The sequence below is a fragment of the Tepidicaulis sp. genome (assembly GCF_965222285.1).
GTDB lineage: Bacteria > Pseudomonadota > Alphaproteobacteria > Parvibaculales > Parvibaculaceae > Tepidicaulis.
Map to the genome: position 1 here is coordinate 3,163,681 of NZ_OZ244942.1, position 17,277 is coordinate 3,180,957.

The following is a 17,277-nucleotide window of genomic DNA, read 5'->3' on the forward strand; positions in this document are numbered from 1 at the left end:
TTCTCCACTTGGTGCAGCCGGTTGCGCAGAAGGTAGGCACGACGCGGAGATAAGAAAAATTCATTGTTTATGTATTTTTGTTCTATTAAATAGAACTTATGAGCGAGCTCAATTTCCATCACCTGCGCTATTTCTGGGCAGTCGCCCATGACGGCAACTTGACCCGCACGGCCGAACGGCTCAACGTGTCCCAATCGGCGCTCTCCATTCAGATAAAGCAGCTTGAAGAACGGCTCGGCCATGCGCTTTTCGAGCGCCGGGGCCGTCAGCTCGCCCTGACGGAAGCAGGACGGCTCGCGCTCGACCATGCCGATGCAATCTTTTCCGCGGGGGAAGAACTGCTCGCCAATCTCCGCGCCAGCGGGCGCAGCCGCCAGGCACTGCGCGTGGGCGCGCTTGCCACGCTGTCGCGTAACTTCCAGATCGCGTTTCTAAAGCCCGTTCTCGGGCGCAGCGACGTGGAAGTGATTTTGCGCTCCGGCACAGCCGCCGAGCTTTTGCGCGGGCTGGAGGCGCTCAATCTCGATGTGGTGCTTCTCACCCAGCCCCCGGCGCGCGATGCCATTACCCCCTTCGTTTCCCACCGCCTTGCTCAGCAGCGCATTTCGCTCGTCGGGCGGGCGGAACTTGTTGGCCGGCGCAGCAAGGGAAAATTGCGCGAGCTTCTGGCAAGCGAGCCGGTGCTGCTGCCCACCGCCGACAGCAGCGTGCGCACGGATTTCAACGCCTTGATGGAACGCTGGAACATTCAGCCACAAATTGCCGCCGAGGTGGACGATATGGCCATGCTGCGGCTTTTGACGCGGGAAGGGGTTGGTCTCGGCGTCATTCCGCCCATCGTGGTGAAGGACGAGCTTGCCTCCGGCTTTCTGAAAGAAGCCGGGAGCCTGCCCGGCATCGCGGAAAACTTTTACGCCGTCACCATGGAGCGCAAATTCCCGAACGCGCTGGTGCGCGATCTCGTCTCCGCGAAACTCCCGAAGCTATAGAAAGAGGGCGGGGGTTATATATCGAGCCGCTTGGCCGACGCTATGAGCCAGCCATCGAAAGCGGCAAGCGCCGGGCCTTCATAGTCCTGCTTCACCAGATCGCCCATCAGGACGCGGGCATCGGCAAGAACCATGGAGCTGAGGAAAGCATAGGCCTGCTCGTTACGGTCCTGCTTGGCATTAAAAGGCACACAAGGCTCCGGCTCGAAAAACTCTTCCACCACAGCGGCAACCAGCATTTCCTTGCTGGTGAAGTGCTTGTAAATCGTCGCCGTTGAAACGGGCGCGGCCTTGGCAATGTCGATCACCGAAACGCTTTGAAAGCCGCGCGCCGAAAACTCCTGATGGGCCGCCACGAGAATAGCCCGGTGACTTTCTCTCCGGCGTGCATTGCGCCAAGCGCTCAGCTTGCCCGGCACATTCCGTTTGTTATCCGGTGCTTTCATCTCCGGCATGCAAAGCCTCTGCTTGTTGACGATGGGAGCGCCGCCTACCCCGTTGCAGGAATCTTATCTGTACCGGTACATTCCCGCAATGGCAGGCAGGAGAGGCAATATTGCCTCTCCCGCTTTTTCATCGCCCACATGCCGGTCAGTTCAACCTATGAGAAACGGCACTCTCCTCGCCGGAAGATGCGGCCTCCCGTTTCTCCGCTTCCCAGCGCAGCACATGTTTCTGAAAAGCCGAAACCACCTCATCCGCCAAGACAGGATCGTCAATGACTTTCAAGAGGTCGACCAGCACGAGAAACCCGGACCGGATATGCGGGTCGTTGATCGTGGCAAAGCGCGACATGAGCAATGCCCGGTTTAAAGAAGATTTACTTGAGCCCGCTGACATGGGACCGCCTCCACTCACATTACGCTGCTGAAACAACAAGATCCTCGAGACCGTGGATGTCCGCCTTGCGGCCGAAGCGCGAGGCGGCGATATCGAGTGCCTCTTTCGTGCAGAGGATCCAGCCGGCAACGGCGGGCCCCGTCGCAAAATGCTTTTCCCCGCCCAGCATTTCGAAGGGAACGCCGGACTGGAACCAGGCCTCGGCAAGGCGCGGCGGCATGACGAAAAGGATTTTGGAAATCTCGCAGCGCCGGGCGAATTCATAGAGCCCAACACCAAGCTCCTGAATGACCTTGCGCCGCGCTTCGGGCGCAAGCGAGGGGTCGGCATGAAGACGCGAGCCTTCCCAAATGTCATCCGCCTCGGGCGGCGCCATATTGTCCAGCATGTCAGGCCAAAGATCTTTGATCATATAGGCCTGGGTGGAGCGCAAGAGGCGCACGCCGCCCAGCACTCGCCCCGTCACCTCGTGGCGGCACAGCAGATAACCGGCCTGCGGGGTGTCGAACTCGTCGTATTCCCGGCCGTTCTCATGGGGAACGTCCCAGCCTTCCTGCTCGATATAGAGCTTGTAGCGCAGCTTGTGAAACTCATCGAGCGGCGTTCCGGCAATAAGCCGCGTCCCGCGGCCAACGTAGTCAAGCATGGTGCCCTCCTGATGTCCTGTGAAGGACTTCAGGAGACCAAAGAGCCGGAGGAGACGGGATACGGTGACTTTGCCGTATTGTGCTCGCCGATATTGCCGGGCCCGTATTGCGCAGGCCCCTCTCACGTCAAAAGACGCGGTATCTCAGGGCTGAATAAGGCCGAGCTGCACCGCCCGCACGGCGGCGGCCACGCGGCTGCTCGCCTCCAGCTTGCGCGAGGCATTAGCTAGATAATGATCGACGGTCTTGGGCCGCAGGCCGAGAATTTCGGCAATCACCCAGGAGCTTTTTCCCCGGCAGACCCATTCGAGACATTGCTGCTCGCGCACGCTCAAAACGGGGCGGCGCTCCGTCACTTCGGAAAAGGCGGCGCCGGGCCCGGCACTCTCCGTCCCCGCCTGCTGAAGCTGGTCGTGGACGAGATGAAAGATCGTCGCGGCGGACCGCGCAGTGAGCGCATCCGCCGGGCTGACGGCGCGCGCTTCATCGGTCACATAAGTCACCGCAATGAGTTCGCCCTGCCCCCCGCCAATGGTAAAGGAGAGCCCTTCGCGCAAGCCGAACTCCCAGGCTTCCTCCATGAACCGGCGCTGCGGGCGGCGCAGCGGTGCAAGGTCCTTAAACTTGGACCAGACCAAAGGCGCGCGGCTGGCCCGGCAGGCAAGCAGCACCGGATCGAGCCTGTGATAGGACTGGCGGGCATAACGCAGGCCCCACTCAACCGGCAATCCGAAAGTCGGACGCAGGCGCTCGGCATAAAGCTCGGGCTGAGCAAGCAGGCTAAGATCGGCATAGGAACAGGCATTGAAGCCGAGCTCGTGGCTCGCCGAGATGAAGGCGCCGAACGCCGCCTCCGGCGTTGCGCAACCGGCAAGGGTTCCCATGAAACGGTCCAGCATCCCTGCCCCCTCGAGCTTGCTTCCTCCAGCCGCCCGGCATTGCCCTTACCCTACAAGACGGTAGCCGGAATACCCAAACAAGCCTAAAGCGCCCGCCGGGTTTTTCCAATTCAAGCTTGGGTTAACTGAGAAGGTAAGTGCGCAGCCCCTTCTGCGCCCTTGAATTCCGAGGGAAGGCGCCCTTGAGCCCTGCCTGCTTAACGGTCCTGCAGACCTTTGCCGGCGAGAATTTTCGGCACGGCCTTTTCGATTCGTGCCTCCCGGGTCTTGGCCTGCTTAGCCTGAGAAAAATGCAGGACATAGCCGCGCCGCCGCCCCGGCGTCAGCGCCTCAAACGCTTTCTTCAGTTTGGAATCGCTTTTGAGCGCGGCGGTCAACTCGGCCGGAAACGGCAGATCGTCTTTGGCGAACTCGATTTTCAAACCAGCTTTTTCCGCCTCGACCGCCTCGCCGATATATTTCTTGAGGAGAGGCTTTGCCTTCTCGATCTCCGCTGCGCCGGTGAATTTAACAAGCCGCATGGAACGGGAGTGCGCGCCCGGCGCGCTCAAAATCTCTTTGCTGTCTTTCAGAAGCGCGCCTTTGAAGAAAGCCAGCGCACAATAATCCTTCAGCCCCCAAATGGCGGCGATATTACCGCCTTCAAACGTGTAACAAGGCGAGCGCCACTTATAGGTTTCTTCAAGCGGGCACTCGCGCATGATGGCGCGCAGCGCGCCCATCTCCTTTTTCCACTTCTTCGCCTCTTTGAAAAAGGCATCGGCCTTGGCATTCACTGCAGTCATTACCCGGCTCCCCAAACTTCACCGACATGAACATCTGAATGGCGGAAACCGAATGTGACCAAGAAGGTACGCGCTGTCCATCGCGAGCGGAAAAAGCTCAGCCGCGCCGCATCACCCTTAGAACCCAAAGCCCGAGAAGCGGAAAAGCAATAAGCTCGGTGAGGAGCGAGGGCAGCACCGCGCCGGAGAGCACAATATCGCTGTCAAACACGCTGAGCCGCGCCAGCCCGCCAACAAAAACCATAACGGCAATCGCAATGAGCACAGGTCCGAGCTGCCGAAGCCAAAAAGCGCCTGCCAGCACGAAGAGCCCCGCTCCCAGCCAGAACCCGCCCAGAAAACGGATATGATTATCCTGTGCGGTAAAAGCATCCGCGTTCATTACCTGAAAGAAATCACCGCCGCCTTGCAGCCCGAGCGTGCGGATACCACCGAACCCGACATTGACACCGAGTGCAATCATGACAAGGCCGGCAAGCAGAAGCACGGCCCGCAGAACGGGTTTGTCTTTCCAGAAAGAGACGGACATTTGCGCTGGCTCCCATTAATTTATACGCGTATAATTATCTAGAGATGCCTCGCTGTCAACGAATGAAAGAAATGGAAAAGCAGAAAAAACCAAGGGAAAAGACACGTCCCCCAAAACCGGCCCCAAAACCGGCCCAAAAGGGCCGTCCCGCGCTGACCGGGGATCAGGTCAGCGATATGCGGGCGCGGATCGCGCAGACAGCGATAAGGCTTTTCCGCACGCAAGGATATAGCGCGGTCTCCATGCGGCGATTGGCGCAGGAGCTCGGCTGCGCGCCCATGACGCTCTACACGTACTACGATGCCAAGATTGATATTCTGCGGCACATTTGGGAGCTGGTTTTCGATGAGCTTTTTACCGGGCTTGCGAAGACCGCCGCCGCCCACCGCACCCCCGCAAAGCGCCTCACCGCACTTTCAATTGCTTATGTGGAATATTGGCTGACCCATCCCGATCATTACCGCATGGTCTTCATGAGCGAAGGCGTCAGCCAGCCGGATGTCAGCGTGTTTATCGGTTCTACGGACATCGTTGCCCGCTACGGCATTCTCTTTAACGCGCTGGCAGAGACGCTGGGCCTGCACGAACAAGATCCCGCACTCAAAGAAAAAGCAGACCTCTTGGTCTGCCTTCTGAACGGTATCGCTCATAACAAGATCACGATGAATGGCTATGATTGGACGCAAACGAAGACACTCGTTAAAACCGCCGTTGAGGGAATGAAGCTCTCTGCCTGAGCCGCCCAAAGAAACCCAGCAGAGATTAGGCCGATAGACAGGGAAAGGAACGAGTCGGCACCGGTGCCATAAGACCGGTGCCGCCCCTCATCCGTCAGGCGCTGAGTGCCTGTTTCTGCTGCTCGGCCTCATAAGTGCGGAAGCCCGCATAGCCCGTTGCTGCAACCTGGTCGCAGATCGCGCGGTACGTGTCGACGCCGCCGACATAGGCCATGAAGGTGCGCGGCTTGCCGGGCACATTGGCGCCGATATACCAGCTATTGGCCTGCGGGAAGAGCGTTAGCTCGGCGGTTGCCTCGTTATGCTCGGCCCATTCGTCTTCCGCCTCCTCTGTCGGCTCGATGGCGGCAAGCTCGCGCTCGCGCATCCATTTGATGCAATCGCTCACCCAGTCCACATGCTGCTCGATGGAGACGAGCATGTTGGACAGCACCGAAGGGCTCGAGGGTCCGGTGATCGTGAAGAGATTGGGGAAACCGGCAATGCCGATCCCCAAATAGGTATGCGGCCCGTCCGCCCATTTGTCGCGCAGCGCCTGGCCGCCAATGCCGCGGATATCGACGTTCAAGATCGCGCCCGTCATGGCATCGAAGCCGGTGGCGAAAACGATGGAATCCACCTGACGCTCGCCGTCCTTCGTCTTCACGCCATTCGCCGTGATCCGCTCGATCGGCGTCTCGCGCACATCGACCAGCGAAACATTGTCCCGGTTGAAGGTCTCGAAATAATCCGTATCGAGGCAAGGACGCTTGGTGCCGAAGGGGAAAGAGCGCGGGGTCAGCGCCTCGGCCACTTTCGGGTCCTTCACCCGCTCGTGGATTTTCTCGCGGATAAAATCCGACACCCAGTCATTGGCCTGCTGGTCGGTCATCGTGTCGCGATAGGCGCTGGACAGCGCGGTCAGGATGCCCGTCTCCCAGGCCTCTTCATATTTCGCCCGGCGCTCCGCCTCGCTCACGTCATGTGCCGAAAGGAGCGCGCGCGGCGGATTGGGAATGCCCGCCGGATGGTGCTTTTGCGCTTCCCGGTACTCGCGGTAATGCTTCTTCATCTCGGAAATTTCCGAGTTGGTAAGCGGGCGGTTGCCGGCGGGCAGCGAATAGGCGGGCGTGCGCTGATAGACGGTGAGCTCTTCGGCCTGCTCCGCGATAAGCGGGATCGACTGAATGGCAGAAGAGCCCGTGCCGATCACCGCAACACGCTGGCCGGTGAAATCGACGCCCTCATGGGGCCAGCGGCCCGTGACATAGGTCGGGCCCTTGAAATCGTCCGCTCCCGGAATATCCGGCTGTTTCGGCACGGAAAGGCAGCCCGTCGCCATGATCACATATTGCGCGGAAATCGCCTCGCCCTTGTCCGTGTAAACGGTCCAGCGCTTTTCTTCCTCGTCATAGATCGCGCGGGTGACGCGCGTCTCGAAGGTGATGTCGCGGCGCAGATCGAACCGGTCGGCCACATGCTCGGCATAGCGCAGGATTTCCGGCTGGGTGGCGTATTTTTCAGACCAGACCCAATCCTGCTCCAGCTCCGGCGAAAAGCCGAAAGAATAGGCCATGCTTTCAATGTCGCAGCGCGCGCCGGGATAGCGGTTCCAGTACCAGGTACCGCCCACGCCGTCGCCCGCCTCGATGACGCGCGTTTTGAGCCCCATCTGCCGCAGCCGGTGAAGCTGATACATGCCGGCAAAGCCCGCGCCGACGACAACGGCATCGGCCTCGGAGAATTTCGCCAGATGGCGGTCCACCTGCTCGCCGACATATTCCACCGCCTTGGCCTGCGCGGGCAGAAGGCCCGGCATCGCAAAGAAATTATGCATCTGCCGGTCGAACTGTTTTTGCGTGACGGGCACGCCCGCTTCTTGCAGCCGGGCGGCATAGGCCTCGCTTTCCTCGCGCAGAATGTCGAACTCGGCGGTCACGACAACGGCGGGCGGCAGGCCGGAAAGATCCTTGGCGCGCAAGGGCGAGGCTTCGGGCGACAGCCGCACTTCTTTATCGGGCGCATAATGATCCCAGAACCAGGCCATGAGCGGCGTGTTGAGCAGAAGCTGATTGTCGGGGTTTGCATAGCCCGGCGTTTCCATCGCCCCGTCCGTCACAGGATAGACGAGAATCTGCAGCGCAATGGCGGGCCCGCCTTCGGTTTTCGCCTTCTGGCAGACGTGAGCGGCAAGCGTGCCGCCCGCGCTGTCACCGGCGACGATGAGCGGCACCTTGCGACCCGCCAGCGCGCTCATGTTTTTCTCCGCCCAGAGAAGCGCGTCCCAGGCATCGTGATGGGCCGTGGGGAAACGGTGTTCAGGGGCTTTGCGGTAATCGACGAGCAGTACGGTGCAGCCGGTACGCTCGGCAAGCTGGCGGCCCAGCGTGTCATATTGATCGATGTCGCCGAGCACCCAGCCGCCGCCATGATAATAGACGAGAACGCCGCGCGGGTTTTCGGAAGGCTTCAAGGCGCGGGCGCGAACCTTTGCACCGTCTTGCGCGGGAATTTCGATTTCCTCGGCGCTGAACATGTCCGGGCCCACGGGATAGGCGCTGGCCATCTGGCCGCCGACGAAGCGCGCTTCCTCCGGGCTCAGCTCATGCATGGGCGGCGCGCCTGCCGCCGCCATTTGCGAGAGCAATGCCGTTGTCGCAATGTCCAGTTTCATCTCTTGTCCTCCCAGAGCCGTCATCTTCTTTTTGATATGTTTTATAGGCATATGCTCCCCGCCGCGGCGCCCGAAGTCAAAAGCATATTGAGGCGCGCGCGGAATTCGCTGCACGCTCCCAAATGCAGGCTGAAACGCCCTTCAGTTTCCCTTGGGGAAAGAGCAAGGCTGTATCGGATGGGGCTTCTATTTCCGGAAATCAACTGGCCGGAAAATCAGCGGCCAAGTATCTGGCGGAAAGCTCGGGACGAAATCAAACTCGAAACCAAGCCGGCGACTGCCCGCCGGCCGGTCAGGCCGCCCCGCGGAGGTGTTGAGCAAAGCGAAACTGCCGTGAGCGACATAATGGCGGAGAGGGGGGGATTCGAACCCCCGATAGAGTTGCCCCTATGCCGCATTTCGAGTGCGGTGCTTTCAACCACTCAGCCACCTCTCCGGAGCGTTTCGAGCCCGCTTTGGCGCGGGCCGCGCTGGTCAGGCGCTGGAAACGGCGCGGAATGTAACGTGGCGCGCACCCGCACACAAGCCCGCTATGCCGCCTCTTCCAGAAGAAGTTTGCGCACCGCCGCATCAAGCAGCGCAGGCACGCCGGCGGCCCGGTCGATCTGCTCGGCGACAAGCTCGGCCTGCATGTGCAGCCCGTCGAAAACCGCAAGAAGAAGACGGGCAAGCGTTGCGGGCGGCAGGCGGCGTGTGGCTTTGCCTGCCGCCTGCGCCTCGCCGATGAGATCCGCCAGGGCGCCGTGAAAGGCGACATAAAGCGCCATCAGCGCGGCGCGGCCCTCGCCCCCTTCCCCGCTTGCAAGCTCCATCAGCTTGACCGCGCTCATGCCCGCCCCGCCAAGGGCGCGCGCCATCTCCTCCATAAGACAGAGAAGCGCCGCCGCCGGATCGCGCCCGCCCGCGCCAGGCTCAACACGGGCAAGCACGGCGCCCGCCTCTGCCGCCACGCCTGTAAGAAGCGCGGTGCGCAGCGCTTCTTTACTCTCGAAATGAAAATAGACCCCGCCTTTGGTCAGCCCCGCCCGTTCGGCAATGTCCTGCACGGAGGCTTTTTCAAAGCCGAGCTCGCCGAAAGCCGCGCCTGCCGCCGCCAGGATCGCGGCGCGGCGCACCTCTTCAGGCATCTTCTTCCAGCCGGAGCGCTGCGCGCGGGCCATGATGTCTTCCTTCCAGGATCGAGTCTTAAGGCAGGAACCATAACAGGCTGATTTGGCGGGAAAAGTTTTTCCGACCGGAGAGTCTTTTTCCTCTTTAAAGATCGTCAAAGTCCATTAAATACCGACTGGTCGGAATTTAATGGAGAAAGACATGAAAGCCCTGGAACTTCACACCAGCCAGTCCCTGGAAAATCTGCGCCTGAGCGAGCGCCCCCGCCCCAAGCCCGGCCCGAACGACGTGATCGTGGAAATGAAAGCGGCGACGCTGAATTACCGCGACCTCATCTACCTGACGGGCATGATGGGCTACGGCGCAGATTTCCCGCTGCCTTTGACCCCGCTTTCGGACGGGGCGGGCATCGTGGTGGAAACGGGCGCGGCGGTTACCCGCGTCAAAAAAGGCGACCGCGTCGCGCCGCTCTTTTATCAGGACTGGCACTCGGGCCCGATCACCCGCGAGGCTTCGGCGAGCACCCTTGTCGGCCCGCACTATCAAGGCATCGCCCAGGAATATGTGAAGCTCAGCGAAGAAGGCGTCGCGCTGATCCCGCCGCATCTCAGCTATATGGAAGCCGCCGCTCTTCCCTGCGCGGGGCTCACCGCCTGGAACGCCGTCGTCACGCGCGGCAAGGTAAAGCCCGGCGACTGGGTGCTCGTGCAAGGCACGGGCGGCGTCTCTCTTTTTGCCCTGCAATTTGCCAAGGCCGCCGGCGCCCGCGTGATCCTGACCTCATCTTCGGACGAAAAACTGGAAAAGGGCCGCGCGCTCGGCGCCGATCACACCATCAATTATAAAGCCGAGCCCAATTGGGCAGGCGCCGTGCTCGAGGCGACGGAGGGACGCGGCGCCGACATCGTGGTGGAGATCGGCGGCGGCGAGACCTTTCAGCAGTCTCTCTTTGCCATCCGCCCCGGCGGCTTTATCGGCTTTGTCGGCTTCGTCTCCGGCGCCTCGGCGGAAGTCCTGCTCGCCCTCATCAATGCCCAAAGCGCGCGTATCGAAGGCATCAGCATCGGCAACCGCGAGGAATTCGAAGCCATGGCGCGGGCCATCGCGGCCACGGGCCTGCGCCCCGTCATCGACAGCACCTATGCGTTTGAAGACTACCGCGCCGCCTTTGGCGCGCTTCAGGCCCAGAACCATATGGGCAAGATCGGCATCGAAATCGCCGCCTGAGGCGCACGCGCCCCTTTCCGTTTCCCATAAGCCTGTGATCTATTCACGGGCACTTGGGAGCGGAGAGGGGCAAGCGCCGTGCAGGACCGGAAAATTCAGGAAACCACAAAACAAAACCGCTTCGCCGCGCGCTTTGCCCATTGGTTCACCGCCTCGGGCGTCATCCCCGCGCTTTTATCCATCGATGCGGTGATGCGGGATGATTTCCGCATGGGGCTGATCTGGCTCGGTGTGGCCATGATCATCGACGGACTGGACGGCCCGCTTGCCCGCAAGGTCGATGTCTTCACCCATACCCCGCGTTTCGACGGCGCGGTGCTGGATTTCGTCATCGACTATCTGACCTACACGGTTATTCCGGCGCTGATGGTGGCGCGCTTCGCGCTCGTGCCCGAGCCTTTCGAGCTGCCCGCCGCCGCCTTCATCATGGCGACTTCGCTTTACTGCTTCGGCAATAAGGACATGAAGACGGCGGATAATTACTTTCAGGGCTTTCCCGCCCTCTGGAACCTCGTCGTTCTTTATATTTATGTGCTGGGCACCGGCGCGCTCTTCAATCTGGCGCTCATTCTCGCCCTCGGGGCGCTCACCTTCGTGCCGCTGAAATTCATCCATCCTTTCCGGGTGCGCGAATGGCGCGCGCTCACCCTGCCGCTCACCGCCCTTTGGGCGGCAGGCGCGGTTTTCCTCGTCTGGTTCGGCAACGGGCCCGCCCCCACCCCGCTTCTGCCCGAATCGGCGGTTTTAGGGCTCTGGCTTCTCGTCAGCCTCTATTTTGCCGGGCTCAGCCTCTGGCGCTCCGCCCTCGATTGGCGCCGCTAAGGGCCGCGTCAGCACGCCGTCCCGGTTAAAGCCGGAAATCTGCGCCATAGAGGCAGATTCTCCCCTGCCCCTGCTTGACACATAGAAGCGGGCGGCTATAGTGCCCGCCAATTCACGGGCGGGCCAAAAGTGGCCTTTTGCCCGCTTTTTCTCTTTGGAATGGATGACATCCCATGTTCGCAGTCATCAAGACCGGCGGCAAGCAGTACAAAGTCGCGAAAGACGACGTGATCACGGTGGAAAAACTGGCCGCTGAAGCCGGTTCGACCGTTGAACTCGATGAGGTACTGATGCTCGGCGGCGAAGGCGCCCAGACCAAGATCGGCGCGCCTCTCGTGGACGGTGCCAAGGTCACGGCGGAAGTCGTGGACCAGACCCGTGCCCGCAAAATCATCGTTTTCAAGAAGAAACGCCGTCAGAACTACCGCCGCAAGGCCGGTCATCGCCAGCACCAGACCGTGCTGAAGATCACCAACATTGCCGGTTAATCAGGCGTTTTAGGAGAGACCCATGGCTCACAAAAAAGCAGGTGGTTCGTCCCGTAACGGGCGCGACTCGGCAGGCCGGCGCCTCGGCGTCAAGAAGTTCGGCGGCGAGCGCGTGATCCCCGGCAACATCATCGTGCGTCAGCGCGGGACCAAATGGCATCCCGGCGAAGGCGTGGGCATCGGCAAAGACCACACGATCTTTGCAGTGACCGAAGGCACGGTGTCGTTCCGCATGCGCAAGAACGGCCGCACCTTCGTGAACGTGCTCCCGGCAGGCACGCCGGCTCAGGCCGCAGACTAATTTAGCAGATGGATGCCGCCATCTGCGGATGGCGAGAACATCGGATCAAGAGGGAGATGGGACCGCCATCTCCCTCTTTTTTATTCCCTCTTGCCCAAATGGCGCCCGAAAGGCGCTGAAATGAAACCCAGGTGCCCGCAAACCAAACCGCGGCGCACATGCCTTGCCAGGCCGAAGAGGAACCAGCAGGGGGAGGAGGGACCATGATACCCGTTCTGAAATCGGGCGAGCTGACCATAAGACCGTTTTCCATGGCCGATGCGCCGCGCCTTGCCGGCCTCATCAATAATTGGAACATCGTCTCCATGCTCACCCGCGTGCCCTACCCTTATGAGATCGATCATGCGCGCGGCTGGATCGCCTCTCATCCTGATATCGAGCAGGAAGGGGATATTCCCCGCGCCATCGTCTGGCGGGACGAACTTGTGGGCGCCACCGGCTACCATCACCTGAAGGAAGCGGGCTGGGAGATCGGCTACTGGATCGGCCAGCCCTATTGGGGCCGGGGCATCGCGACGAAGACGGCGCGCCTTCTCGTCAAACATGCCTTTGCCGATTGGAAGCTCGGCCGCCTCATCTCCGGCCATTTCGCCGACAACCCCGCCTCCGGCCGGGTGCTGGAAAAGGCGGGCTTCCGCTATGTGGGCGAGGAAATGCGCTACTCTTCCGCGCGTGAGGAAGAGGTGCGCTGCCTTTTGCTTGAACAGACCTTGAGCGACTACCTCTTGACCGAGGACGCCGCTTAAGGCTTCTTGACACGACTTCCGGGCCTTTGCCCCGCGCAAGGGCCCGGAAGCAACGCCCGCCGCATGGCGAAAGAGCCTGCAACGGGCAGAACCGACGGAAAGAACATGAAGTTTCTCGATCAGGCCAAGGTCTATATCCGCTCCGGCGACGGCGGGGCGGGCTCCGTGTCTTTCCGGCGCGAAAAATATGTCGAATTCGGCGGCCCCGATGGCGGTGACGGCGGACGCGGCGGCGATGTCATTGTCGAATGCGTGGACGGGCTGAACACCCTCATCGATTACCGCTACCAGCAGCATTTCAAAGCCAAGACCGGCGGGCACGGTATGGGCCGTAACCGCCACGGCGCAAATGGCGCCGACATCGTTTTGAAAGTGCCCGTCGGCACGCAGGTTTTCGAGGAAGACGGCGAAACGCTTCTGTGCGACATGACGGAGGTCGGCCAGAAACTCGTCCTTGCCAAGGGCGGCAATGGCGGCTTCGGCAATGCTTATTTCAAAAGCTCGGTCAATCAGGCCCCGCGCCGCGCCAATCCCGGCCAGGAAGGCACGGAAAAATGGATATGGCTGCGCCTGAAACTCATCGCCGATGCAGGCCTTGTTGGCCTGCCCAATGCGGGCAAGAGTACTTTCCTTGCCGCGGTCAGCCGCGCCCGCCCGAAGATCGCCGATTATCCTTTCACCACGCTCAATCCCGGCCTCGGCGTCGTGCAGGCGGGCGGCGACAGTTTCGTGCTGGCCGATATTCCCGGCCTCATCGAAGGGGCGCATGAAGGCCACGGGCTCGGCGACCGCTTTCTCGGGCATGTGGAGCGCTGCGCCATTCTTCTGCATCTCGTCGATGGCACGAGCGAGGATGTGGCGGGCGATTACCGCACCATTCGCGGCGAGCTTGAAGCCTATGGCAACGGGCTCGATGAAAAGCCCGTCATCCTGGCGCTCAACAAATGCGATGCCTTGACCGAGGATGTGATAGAAGAGCGCGCCAAGGCGCTGGCCGGGGCAAGCGGGCAGGAGCCCGTGCGCCTTTCCGGCGTTGCAGGCCAGGGCGTCGAAGACGTGCTGTACAAGCTTCTGAGCGAAGTGCGCCGCGCGCGCGCCAAAGCGCTGAAAGAAGATACCGCCGCCAGCGAAGAACACCAGCAAGGCTGGCGCCCTTAAGCGCAAAGGCCAGAGCAGAAGCCATGAACGAAGAGCGCCTCACCAAAGCCAAACGCGTCGTCGTCAAAATCGGCTCCGCCCTTTTGACGGACAAGGCCACGGGCAAGCTCAATCAAAGCTGGTTCGCCAGCATGATCGAGGATGTGGCGCGGCTGCGCGCGCGCGGCCAGGAAGTGGTGATCGTTTCTTCCGGCGCGATTGCGCTCGGGCGCGGCGCGCTCGGCCTGCCCAAAGGCACGCTGAAACTGGAAGAAAGCCAGGCGGCGGCCGCCGCCGGGCAAATTCACCTTGCCCATGCCTTTCAGGAAGCGTTGAAGACACATGGCGCAACCTGCGCGCAGGTGCTTCTGACCCTCGATGATACCGAGCAGCGGCGGCGCTATCTCAATGCCCGCTCGACGCTCACGACACTGATCAAACTGGGCGCGGTGCCCGTCATCAACGAAAACGACACGATCGCCACCACCGAAATCCGCTACGGCGACAATGACCGCCTCGCCGCCCGCGTCGCCACCATGATCAGCGCCGATTGCCTGGTGCTTCTTTCCGACATTGACGGGCTTTACACCGCCCCGCCGCAAACGCCCGGCGCCAAACACCTGCCCGTCGTCAAAGCCGTAACGCCTGAGATCGAAGCCATGGCGGGCGATGCCGGCTCCGAATTTTCCAAAGGCGGCATGAAAACGAAAATCGAAGCGGCGAAGATCGCGGTAAGCGCGGGCTGCCAGATGGTCATTGCCAGCGGCCATGTTCTTGCACCGCTCAAAGCTATAGAAGACGGCGCCCGCGCCACTTGGTTCCTGGCCGATCAAAGCCCCGCCTCCGCCCGCAAGCGCTGGATCCAGGGCTCGCTGCAGCCGCGCGGCAAACTGATCATCGATCAGGGCGCGGCCAAAGCGCTGGAAGGCGGGCGCAGCCTCCTGCCCGCCGGGGTGAGCGGCGTGGAAGGTCATTTCGAGCGCGGCGATGCCGTTATGGTTAAAACCGCCGAGGGCCGGGAAATCGCCCGCGGCCTTGTTGCTTATTCGAGCGAAGATGCCCAACTGATCATCGGGCATAACAGCAGTGAAATCGAAGCCCGGCTGGGCTATCGTGGCCGCACCGCCATGATCCACCGGGACGATCTGGTTTTAACGAAGAGATAGACGCGAAAGACGGGTTGAGCAGATGAGCATGGCCGAAGACCAAAGCGCCGATGTCGCCGGACTGATGGAAGAAGTGGGCCGCAAGGCCCGCGCCAGCGCCGAGCTTTTGGCGCTTGCCCCATCGAAGGCGAAAGACGCCGCCCTGCTTGCCGCCGCCATGACGCTGCGCGCCAATGTCGATGACATTCTCGATGCCAATGCGCGCGATATGGCGTTTGGCCGCGAGAAGGGCCTGACCGCTGCCATGCTCGACCGTCTGGCGCTCGATGAAGAGCGTATCGAGGGCATTGCCAAGGGGCTTGAAGCCGTCGCCGCGCTGAAAGATCCCGTCGGCGACATCATGGCCGATTGGGAACGGCCCAATGGGCTGCGCATTCAGCGCGTGCGCGTGCCGCTCGGGGTGATCGGCGTCATCTATGAAAGCCGGCCCAATGTCACCGCCGATGCGGGCGCGCTTTGCCTGAAAGCGGGCAATGCGGCGATCCTGCGCGGCGGCTCGGAAAGCTTTCATTCCAGCCATGCCATTCACGACTGCCTTGTCGAAGGGCTTTCCGCCGCAGGTCTTCCCGAAGCGGCAATCCAGCTTGTTCCCACCCGCGACCGCGCCGCTGTCGGCGAGATGCTGCGCGGGCTCGGCGGCAGGCTCGACGTGATCGTGCCGCGCGGCGGACGCGGGCTCATCAAGCGCGTGCAAACGGAAGCCCGCGTGCCCGTCTTCGCTCATCTCGACGGTGTCTGCCATGTCTATGTGGACGGCGCCGCCGATCTCGATATGGCGCGCGACATTGTGGTCAACGCCAAGATGCGCCGCACCGGCATTTGCGGGTCGGCGGAAACGGTGCTGGTGGACCGCGCCTGCGCGGGCACGCATCTACGCCCCATCATCGAGGCGCTGCTTGCCAAAGGCTGCGAGGTGCGCGGCGATGACACGGTGCGCGCGGAAGTCAGCGCCGCCGAAGAAGCCTCGGAAGATGATTGGTACACCGAATATCTCGACGCCATTATCGCCATCAAGGTCGTCAACGGCGTCAGCGAGGCGATCGAGCATATCGGCAAATACGGCTCCCACCATACCGATGCCATCGTCACTTCGGACGAAAAGACCGCCGAGAAATTTTTGAACGAAGTCGATAGCGCCATCGTCCTTCACAATGCCTCCACCCAGTTTGCCGATGGCGGCGAATTCGGCATGGGCGCGGAGATCGGCATTGCGACGGGCCGTTTCCATGCCCGCGGGCCGGTGGGCGTCGAACAGCTCACGAGCTTTAAATATATGGTGCGCGGCAAAGGCCAGACGCGCCCTTGAGCCGCCCCTAAAGGACACGAGCTGCCCATGCGCACCGCCACGCCAGCGCTGATGCCCGGCATGAAGGTCGGCCTTCTGGGCGGCTCGTTCAATCCTGCCCATGAAGGCCACCGCCATCTCAGCCTCATGGCGATGGAAAAGCTGCAGCTCCACCGCATCTGGTGGCTGGTCTCGCCGCAAAACCCGCTGAAAGACAAAGCCGGTATGGCGAGCCTCGAAGCGCGCCTTGCCTCGGCGCGCGCAGCGGCGGATCATCCACGCATCTGCGTGACAGACATCGAGCGCCGCCTTGGCACCGCTTACACGGCAGACACACTAAAGGCGCTGAGAGCGCGTTACCCTCATATCCATTTCGTCTGGCTGATGGGCGCGGACAATATGGTGCAGTTCCCGAAATGGCGGGACTGGAAGACCATCGCCCGCACCGTGCCGATTGCCGTTTACCCCCGCCCCGGCTTCACCATGAAGGCACGCCTTTCCAAGGCCGCGCAGTATCTTGCGCCCTACCGGCTCGAGTCGGCGGACGCGGCGCTTTTGCCGCTTGTCAAAGCGCCCGCGCTGACCTTTATTGAGGGGCCGGAGCACCCGGCCTCCGCCACAGAAATCCGCGCCGCGCGCGCCCGTTCCGGACAACCCGCATGGACCACATCACGCTGATCGGCATGAGCGCTGGCACGCTGACCACGCTCGCCTTCCTTCCTCAGGTCGTTCGCGCCTGGCGCACCCGGTCCACCGCCGATGTCTCGCTTTTGATGTTTCTGGCCATGTGCCTCGGCATCGTGCTCTGGCTGATCTACGGGCTTCTCGCCGGCGACATGCCGCTCATCGTCGCCAATTCCATTACGCTCGTTCTGGCCGGTGCCATTCTGGTGGCGAAATTCAGGTTCGGCTGACC

At 61.7% G+C, this 17,277-nt stretch carries 20 protein-coding genes and 1 tRNA gene; 12 read left to right on the forward strand and 9 right to left on the reverse strand.

What is annotated here, in order from left to right; all coding sequences use genetic code 11:
* Window positions 1-98: 98 nt before the first annotated feature.
* Window positions 99-989: a LysR family transcriptional regulator gene (locus tag ACOQOT_RS15110; RefSeq protein WP_420560019.1), complete on the forward strand. Its 891-nt coding sequence runs from the start codon at window positions 99-101 to the stop codon at window positions 987-989.
* Window positions 990-1,003: 14 nt separating this feature from the next.
* On the opposite strand, the gene ACOQOT_RS15115 is transcribed toward ACOQOT_RS15110, so the two are convergent.
* From ACOQOT_RS15115 to ACOQOT_RS15140, 6 genes are all read right to left on the reverse strand, one after another.
* The gene (locus ACOQOT_RS15115; RefSeq protein WP_420560020.1) at window positions 1,004-1,444 is read right to left on the reverse strand and encodes a TetR/AcrR family transcriptional regulator; all 441 of its coding nucleotides are present in this window, start codon (window positions 1,442-1,444) and stop codon (window positions 1,004-1,006) included.
* Window positions 1,445-1,580: 136 nt separating this feature from the next.
* On the reverse strand, window positions 1,581-1,784 hold the full coding sequence (locus ACOQOT_RS15120; protein ID WP_420560021.1) for a hypothetical protein: 204 nt from the start codon (window positions 1,782-1,784) through the stop codon (window positions 1,581-1,583).
* A 64-nt stretch (window positions 1,785-1,848) separates the two neighbouring features.
* A complete protein-coding gene (locus tag ACOQOT_RS15125) occupies window positions 1,849-2,475 on the reverse strand; it encodes an acyl-homoserine-lactone synthase (protein WP_420560022.1) in 627 nt (208 codons plus the stop codon).
* A 144-nt stretch (window positions 2,476-2,619) separates the two neighbouring features.
* Complete coding sequence (locus tag ACOQOT_RS15130; RefSeq protein WP_420560023.1) at window positions 2,620-3,375, reverse strand: autoinducer binding domain-containing protein; 756 nt, start codon at window positions 3,373-3,375, stop codon at window positions 2,620-2,622.
* Window positions 3,376-3,572: 197 nt separating this feature from the next.
* Window positions 3,573-4,160: a YdeI/OmpD-associated family protein gene (locus ACOQOT_RS15135; protein ID WP_420560024.1), complete on the reverse strand. Its 588-nt coding sequence runs from the start codon at window positions 4,158-4,160 to the stop codon at window positions 3,573-3,575.
* Window positions 4,161-4,257: 97 nt separating this feature from the next.
* A complete protein-coding gene (locus ACOQOT_RS15140; RefSeq protein ID WP_420560025.1) occupies window positions 4,258-4,689 on the reverse strand; it encodes a DUF4345 domain-containing protein in 432 nt (143 codons plus the stop codon).
* A 242-nt stretch (window positions 4,690-4,931) separates the two neighbouring features.
* Here ACOQOT_RS15140 and ACOQOT_RS15145 point away from each other — a divergent pair, with 242 nt between their 5' ends.
* The gene (locus ACOQOT_RS15145; protein WP_420560026.1) at window positions 4,932-5,426 is read left to right on the forward strand and encodes a TetR/AcrR family transcriptional regulator; all 495 of its coding nucleotides are present in this window, start codon (window positions 4,932-4,934) and stop codon (window positions 5,424-5,426) included.
* A gap of 94 nt (window positions 5,427-5,520) precedes the next feature.
* Here the strand turns inward: ACOQOT_RS15145 and ACOQOT_RS15150 are convergent, their stop codons facing one another.
* The 3 genes from ACOQOT_RS15150 to ACOQOT_RS15160 all read right to left on the reverse strand — a co-directional run bounded on the left by ACOQOT_RS15150 (window position 5,521) and on the right by ACOQOT_RS15160 (window position 9,239).
* Window positions 5,521-8,079 (reverse strand): alpha/beta hydrolase fold domain-containing protein, encoded by a 2,559-nt coding sequence (locus ACOQOT_RS15150; protein WP_420560027.1) that lies wholly within the window; start codon window positions 8,077-8,079, stop codon window positions 5,521-5,523.
* A 346-nt stretch (window positions 8,080-8,425) separates the two neighbouring features.
* Window positions 8,426-8,515, reverse strand: a tRNA-Ser gene (locus tag ACOQOT_RS15155).
* A gap of 94 nt (window positions 8,516-8,609) precedes the next feature.
* Window positions 8,610-9,239: a TetR family transcriptional regulator gene (locus ACOQOT_RS15160; protein ID WP_420560028.1), complete on the reverse strand. Its 630-nt coding sequence runs from the start codon at window positions 9,237-9,239 to the stop codon at window positions 8,610-8,612.
* Between the two features lie 151 nt (window positions 9,240-9,390).
* Between ACOQOT_RS15160 and ACOQOT_RS15165 the strand changes: the two genes are divergently transcribed.
* The 10 genes from ACOQOT_RS15165 to ACOQOT_RS15210 all read left to right on the forward strand — a co-directional run bounded on the left by ACOQOT_RS15165 (window position 9,391) and on the right by ACOQOT_RS15210 (window position 17,275).
* The gene (locus tag ACOQOT_RS15165) at window positions 9,391-10,416 is read left to right on the forward strand and encodes a zinc-dependent alcohol dehydrogenase family protein (RefSeq protein WP_420560029.1); all 1,026 of its coding nucleotides are present in this window, start codon (window positions 9,391-9,393) and stop codon (window positions 10,414-10,416) included.
* A 78-nt stretch (window positions 10,417-10,494) separates the two neighbouring features.
* A complete protein-coding gene (locus tag ACOQOT_RS15170) occupies window positions 10,495-11,238 on the forward strand; it encodes a CDP-alcohol phosphatidyltransferase family protein (protein WP_420560030.1) in 744 nt (247 codons plus the stop codon).
* A gap of 173 nt (window positions 11,239-11,411) precedes the next feature.
* Window positions 11,412-11,726: a 50S ribosomal protein L21 gene (gene rplU / locus ACOQOT_RS15175; RefSeq protein WP_045443367.1), complete on the forward strand. Its 315-nt coding sequence runs from the start codon at window positions 11,412-11,414 to the stop codon at window positions 11,724-11,726.
* A gap of 22 nt (window positions 11,727-11,748) precedes the next feature.
* Window positions 11,749-12,027, forward strand: a complete 279-nt coding sequence (rpmA, locus tag ACOQOT_RS15180) for a 50S ribosomal protein L27 (protein ID WP_045443364.1) — start codon at window positions 11,749-11,751, stop codon at window positions 12,025-12,027.
* Window positions 12,028-12,230: 203 nt separating this feature from the next.
* On the forward strand, window positions 12,231-12,773 hold the full coding sequence (locus tag ACOQOT_RS15185; RefSeq protein ID WP_420560031.1) for a GNAT family N-acetyltransferase: 543 nt from the start codon (window positions 12,231-12,233) through the stop codon (window positions 12,771-12,773).
* A 105-nt stretch (window positions 12,774-12,878) separates the two neighbouring features.
* Window positions 12,879-13,931 (forward strand): GTPase ObgE, encoded by a 1,053-nt coding sequence (obgE, locus tag ACOQOT_RS15190; RefSeq protein WP_420560032.1) that lies wholly within the window; start codon window positions 12,879-12,881, stop codon window positions 13,929-13,931.
* 23 nt (window positions 13,932-13,954) lie between these two features.
* Entirely contained in the window at window positions 13,955-15,076 is a 1,122-nt protein-coding gene (gene proB, locus ACOQOT_RS15195) for a glutamate 5-kinase (protein ID WP_420560033.1), read from the forward strand.
* Between the two features lie 22 nt (window positions 15,077-15,098).
* Window positions 15,099-16,382 carry a glutamate-5-semialdehyde dehydrogenase gene (locus tag ACOQOT_RS15200; RefSeq protein ID WP_420560034.1) on the forward strand — a complete coding sequence of 428 codons (1,284 nt, stop codon included), beginning with the start codon at window positions 15,099-15,101 and terminating at the stop codon, window positions 16,380-16,382.
* 27 nt (window positions 16,383-16,409) lie between these two features.
* The gene (locus ACOQOT_RS15205) at window positions 16,410-17,039 is read left to right on the forward strand and encodes a nicotinate-nucleotide adenylyltransferase (RefSeq protein ID WP_420560035.1); all 630 of its coding nucleotides are present in this window, start codon (window positions 16,410-16,412) and stop codon (window positions 17,037-17,039) included.
* On the forward strand, window positions 17,021-17,275 hold the full coding sequence (locus ACOQOT_RS15210; protein ID WP_420560036.1) for a SemiSWEET transporter: 255 nt from the start codon (window positions 17,021-17,023) through the stop codon (window positions 17,273-17,275). Before ACOQOT_RS15205 ends, ACOQOT_RS15210 begins: the two co-directional genes overlap by 19 nt.
* Window positions 17,276-17,277: the final 2 nt, after the last annotated feature.